The following is a 3,060-nucleotide window of genomic DNA, read 5'->3' on the forward strand; positions in this document are numbered from 1 at the left end:
GGTCGTAGGCGAAGGGCACGGCGAGCGGCTCCGCGGTGGTGGCGACGCGGAGTTCGGCGGTGACGGTGCCGGGGGCGCGGAGGAGCCGGGCGGGGTCGTAGGTGTGGAGGCGGATGCGGAGCACCGGCCCGTCGGTGTCGACGCGTGCCGCCTCGTGCCGGAGGGGGCCGGTGGTGAACGGCTGCTCGTCCAGGCGCCATTCCGTGATGTCGAGGCCGGTGGCCGCCTCGGGGTCCGCGGGCACTTCCGCGCCCCAGTAGACGCGCCCGGCGTGCCGTACGGCGTGGCGGGGGGCGAGGCGCGGGCGGTCGAGGGTGCGGGCGCACTCGGCGGCTTCCGCGAGGCGGCCCGCGTCCAGCAGGTACTGGCAGATCCGTTGTTCGTCCGGCAGATCGGCGAGTGCCTCGGGGGCGAGGGTGCGGAGGTAGGGCGCCATGGTGGCGGCGAACCCGGCGGTCCAGCGGCGGTCGCGGAAGGGCAGGTCGCCGAGGTGCAGGCGGACGTCGTGGCGGAGGAACTTGGCGTCCTTCGCGGGCTTGAGGTCGGCGTTGCCCGTCTCCTCCAGGAAGGCGTCGACGAGCCGGGCCACGCCGACGCGGTCGGTGACGCTCTCGATGCGGTCCCTGCGCGCGGTGATGGACGGGGTGGCGGGGGCGGCCGCGAGCCGCCAGGTGTAGACGGGCCAGGGGACGACGGCGAAGCGGCGGGCCAGGGTGAGGGCCTTGGCGGTGAACAGCGAGTCCTCGTAGTGCACGCCTTCGGGGAAGCGCAGGCCGTGCCGGGCGAGGAAGTCGGCGCGGTAGAGCTTGTTGGTGGACAGGGTGTCGAGGAAGTACTCGGGGGCGGCGCGGATGCCGTCGACGACTCTGGTGTCGGCGAACAGCTCGGGGTACCAGAGGCCGGTGGCGCCGGTGTCCTCGTGGAGTCGGGTGACCTCGCCGGTGACCAGGTCGGCCCCGGTGGACTCGGCGGTGAGCAGCAGCGACTTGCAGGCGTGGTAGGGCAGTTCGTCGTCGCTGTCGAGGAACATCAGGTGGGGTGCGCGGGCCACGTCGATGCCCGCGTTGCGCGGGGCGCCGCAGCCTCCGCTGTTGGCGGGCAGCCGCAGGCAGCGCACCCGCGGGTCGGCCTCGGCCAGTCGCTGGGCCGCGGTGAAGGTGCCGTCGGTCGAGCAGTCGTCGACAACGATCACTTCGAGGCGGCGCAGCGACTGCCCGAGGACCGAGCGCACGGCGCGCGGCAGCCGCCGGGCGTCGTTGTAGGCGATCACCACGACGCTGACGTCCGGGGCCCTGCGGTCGGGCCTGCGCACAGTGGTCACACGTCACCCCGTTCCCGAGCGGTCCGCTCGTTTCCGCGCTTCAAGGTCGCTACGGAAAGAGTAGACGTGACCACTGACAGTGACGTCCTGGCCGGGTCGCACGCGGTCGCGCCAGGCCCGTACGGCGATCGCCGCGGCCACCCCGGTGATCATCACGATGTCCCGGAAGGCGTGCCTCCGGGCGCTGTCCAGGTACGGCCACCGCACAGCGGTGAGCTCCGGCAGCAGCGGGAGCCAGAACCACACCGAACGCACCGCCGTCCCGCGCACCACCGACGAGGCCACGAGCGAGGGCAGCACGACCAGCATGTAGTGCTGGAACGACGGGCGGGACGCCAGGAAGGCCGCGAGCATCAGCAGCGACGCGCACTCCACCAGCCGCACCGCCTCGTCTCCCCCGGCCCGCCAGCGGACCCGGGCCAGCGCCAGGACGGTCAGCGCCGCGGCCGCCGCGAGCGTGAAGGCGAGCGGCTGCGGCACGCCGAGCCGGGGCAGCACCGTCGACCAGGAGGCGTCGAACGGGCGGGCGTACGCGTCCTGGCCGTGCAGGATGAACGGCAGCGTGCGGGTGAGGAACCGCCCCGGCCGGGGCACGGCCGCGGCGGCGGCCAGCGACACCGCGGCCGGGACGCCGACCGCCCACGCGAGCGCGCGCCACCGCCGGGCCAGGACGAACAGCAGCAGGACGGGTACGAGCATCGGCTTCAGCGCGACAGCGGCGCCGGTGACCACGCCGGCGGCGCTCCACCGGCCGCGCCGCGCGAGCAGCAGGGTGACAGGGAACGCGAGCGCGGACAGCACCGTCCAGTTGCCCAGATAGACCAATCCGTGGAAGGGCTCGAACAGGCCGAGACCGGCGACCATGGCCGCCGCGAGCCTGCTGTCCGCCCGTACCCCGAACACGCGCAGGGCCGCGACCACGCCCGCCAGGCCGCACAGCGCCGTCGCGACCGGCACCGCCCAGAACAGCACGCGGTCGCCCAGGAACGTCTGCGGCACGGCCGCGAAGGCCGCGCCCGGCAGGTAGAGGAAGCGTTTGTCTGCGTACGGCGAACCACCGTCCAGCAGGGTCCGGGCGGCGCGCACCACGACGGCGTTGTCGATGCCCGTACGCGCTCCGGCCAGCACCCGTGCCACGTCCAGGGCGAACACCAGCAGCGCGGCACCGAGCAACGGCAGCGGCGCGCGTCCGCGCAGCCACCGCCCGAGGACGTCGGGCGCGTCCGGCGTCCTCGGGCGGTGACGGTGGACGCCTGCGGTCACCGGGCGGCCACCTCCGACAGGACGAAACCGCCGGGCCCCGTGGCGGTCCGCCGGAGCGCCGGGTCGTCCGCCGGCAGTCCGGGGCCGCCGGCGCGTTGCAGCACCCACCGCACGCCGTACTTCCTGAGGATGCCGAGCCGTTCGGCTCGGGAGGCGGCCGGGGCGAAGTACCGGCGGGTGGCGTCACGGCGCTCACGCGCGTCGCGCAGGAAGACGTCGGGATAGGCGGGCGCGACGGTGTACGGGCCGTAGGCCGGGAGCGTCCGGAGGGCGTAGTAGTTGTCGGTCATCACGGTGTCCCCCTTCGCCATCGCGCGTGCCGCCCAGCGGAGCGGGTGCCAGGGCGCGACCGTGTGCACGGTGCGCAGGGGCGGCGGGAGCGCCGCGGGCCGCAGTACGTACGACAGGGCACGGGCCTGCGTCCAGGCGCCGGCCAGCAGGGCGGCCACGGTCAGCGGGAGGAGAGCGGCACGCAG

2 protein-coding genes and 1 pseudogene are annotated in these 3,060 nt (G+C 74.7%); all 3 read right to left on the reverse strand.

All coding sequences use genetic code 11. The features are described 5' to 3' along the window. A partial coding sequence (locus K6I34_RS34415) for a glycosyltransferase family 2 protein (protein ID WP_229331969.1) occupies positions 1–1,321 on the reverse strand: 1,321 nt, incomplete at its 3' end. 3 nt (positions 1,322–1,324) lie between these two features. Then, the gene (locus tag K6I34_RS34420; protein WP_229331970.1) at positions 1,325–2,584 is read right to left on the reverse strand and encodes a glycosyltransferase family 87 protein; all 1,260 of its coding nucleotides are present in this window, start codon (positions 2,582–2,584) and stop codon (positions 1,325–1,327) included. Further along, positions 2,581–3,060 (reverse strand): annotated as a pseudogene (locus K6I34_RS34425) (hypothetical protein); the annotation flags it as partial. The pseudogene K6I34_RS34425 and the gene K6I34_RS34420, both read right to left, overlap by 4 nt.

Source organism: Streptomyces sp. UNOC14_S4, assembly GCF_020740835.1.
Taxonomy (GTDB): Bacteria; Actinomycetota; Actinomycetes; order Streptomycetales; family Streptomycetaceae; genus Streptomyces.